Source organism: Paracidovorax anthurii (assembly GCF_003269065.1).
GTDB classification, from domain to species: domain Bacteria; phylum Pseudomonadota; class Gammaproteobacteria; order Burkholderiales; family Burkholderiaceae_C; genus Paracidovorax; species Paracidovorax anthurii.
This window is the reverse complement of sequence record NZ_QLTA01000118.1, coordinates 1-2,469: the sequence shown is the minus strand read 5'-3', so window position 1 is coordinate 2,469 and position 2,469 is coordinate 1. Positions and strand designations below refer to the sequence as shown.

Genomic DNA, 2,469 nt, shown 5'->3' with positions numbered 1-2,469 from the left:
GGGGCTGGCAAAACCATACCTTGCAAATCCTTCTCCCTGCTAGCCGAAGAACTTCGAGACAGATCAACGGCTTACGGGTTGTTCAGGGCGGACTAAAGAGCGGCCGGCCGCAGGTGTTTCCAAGCGCCTTTTCAGACCTCAAAACCTGATACAGCTAGTACGCTCACTCGTGGATACAGGAATCGACTCCGCTAATCCGCGGCGTCGCCCTCTTCCGCCTCATCCGAGGGCGATGCAGTCATCTCGCCAGCAGTGGCTGCCGCTTCTTCGAGGACACCTTCCAAGTATTTCGCATAGTGTCCCTGTAGGTGTTTGAGCGCGGCGCCCTTGTCAGCTTGGTATTCGAGCTTCTCCTGGTAGAACTGAAGCCTCGCGCGGTTCTCGTCGATGACCTGGCCCCAGGTTTTGAGAAAGACTGCGACATTGCCTTGGCGCATGATCTCGCCGCCTTTATCACCTACGCGGAACTTGCCGTGGGGGCCGAGATCGTCGCTAATTGCCCAGAACTCCCACTGCACGTCGACGTTGCGAAACCTCTCGTCGGCGGTGACCGAGGCGGCGTAGCCCTCGATCTGGGAAATCTCCTTCGTGTCGAGCTTCACGGACGGCGCTTTGAGCTCCACGACCAAATGCGATAGGCTGTTGGCCTGATGGCGGCGGATCGCTTTCGACAACATCAAATCGACGATGCCCCGCTCCTGGGAGATGTGCTTTACCGGTGCGTCGATGACGATGTCTTCGCCGAGATGCTTCTTATGCTTGCGCAGGACTTCGGTTAGGGATTGGTCGTCAACCGAGAGGTTGAATTGCTCGCCGAACAGCCATGTGTTCTGCGCGATGATGCGATGGAACTGGCTGCGCTCTTTGAGCCGCTTTTTCGGCTCAGCATCGAACAAGATAGCTTCGAGGCCGGTTAGGAACCGAAGGCGATCGGCTACGACCTTTGCTGAACTGATGATCGCCGAGAGCGATACGTCCCGAAGGAGCTCGGCGAGTTCTTCCTGCTTTCGCTTTGGCAGGCGCAGCACCTCGGACAGAATCAGCTGCAACTCCTCCGGGCTTTTCTCGATCGCTTGGCGCAACATGCGAAGCTGGAACGCTTTGTTCTGAGACTGCGAGTCCTCGAAGTCGGGCAAGTGCCGCGCGACGCTCACGGCCACGATGTCGAAGACTTGTCGCTCGACCTGTTCCACCGCGTTGCGGGGATCCTCGGCGAACGGATAAACGCGTTCGGCTTTCCACTCTTCAACGTAACCTCGGGCGGCGACCGCCGCCCGTTGCCTGAAATACTCTTTGATCTTCTTCACCGCCTCGTCGATCGCCGCCACCATCGGCGCCTGCATTTCGGCAAGTTCGACAGTGCCTTCCTTCTGGGCGGCTGAAAGGTAAGACGTCTCGAGATACGCGGTGAACTGGAAATCGCCGACGTGGAAGCGGCGGTCCGCCTGCGCGAGCGGGAAACGCTTCTCGTTGCAAAGGAACAAGGCGCGATTGGACAGCCCCTTCCACTCGACGATCTCAAGCCGTGCCGTGTGCGTCGCCTCGGCGGCGTTGATGTCCGCGAGCTGGAACTCCTTGCGGCTGGCGATCACGGCCTTCGGCTCGATTCTGTTACCGCCCACCGTCACCTTGATGTCCGGATAGTCGGCCAGATACAGCGCGAAGACTTCGGTGAGTGAATGCAGACCCGCTTCGCTGACGAAGGTGGTGAAATCCTTGCGTGGCTCGGTGACTGTGAGCGTCACGCCGCGCCGGGTGCCAGGGGACTCCGCTTCGTCCGAGATCGACACGTGGCGGATGTCCGCGGCCGACATCGTGATTTTGTAGGCCCAGGGCTTTCCGTCCTTCTCGTAGACCACCGACCACTCCGCGAAGTCGCCGATCGCGAACGCCTTGAATCGTCCGCGGCCTTCCTGGCCGTGCAGGAAGCGGCCGCCTTGCGTCGCCGCGCCAGGACGTTTCCACGAGCCACCGAGGCGCCTGAAATATTCGGGGGCCTTGTCGCGCGGAATGCCCAGCCCGTTGTCGCAGACGATTACCTCTGACAAGGAGTCGAGTTCGTTGTACTCGAAGGAGACGACCACTTCGGTGGCATCCGCATCGAGGCCGTTCCAAATCAGCTCCGCCAGCGCCTGCACCGGCTTGGCGCCGGTGATCTTCTTGAGGAAGTCCGGTTGGACTTCAACAGGGTATTGCTGGTTCGCCATACGGCCGGTCCTCTCGGGCAAAAGCGTCGTTCAGCGCCACAGTGTATTGCGGCGCTTACCCCAGCGCCGCGACAATGCCGATGAGCTTACCCGGTGAATCGCAGCCGACGTTGGCACGCCGCCCCGGAAGATGAAAAGGAGCGCCATGTCGCTTGAGAAAACTAAGAGTGACCCGTCCTGATCTAGGTTGACACCTGGATCATTGAACAGACCGGCATTGGCCGGCCAGAGACGCCCGATGCACGGCATCGGGCGTTTGCAT

At 60.0% G+C, this 2,469-nt stretch carries 2 protein-coding genes; both read right to left on the bottom strand.

The features are described 5' to 3' along the window. Positions 1–191: 191 nt before the first annotated feature. Complete coding sequence (locus AX018_RS24435; protein ID WP_111882831.1) at positions 192–2,207, bottom strand: ATP-binding protein; 2,016 nt, start codon at positions 2,205–2,207, stop codon at positions 192–194. Positions 2,208–2,237: 30 nt separating this feature from the next. After that, positions 2,238–2,469: hypothetical protein (locus AX018_RS25560; RefSeq protein ID WP_211322532.1), on the bottom strand; the 232-nt coding region annotated here is incomplete at its 5' end.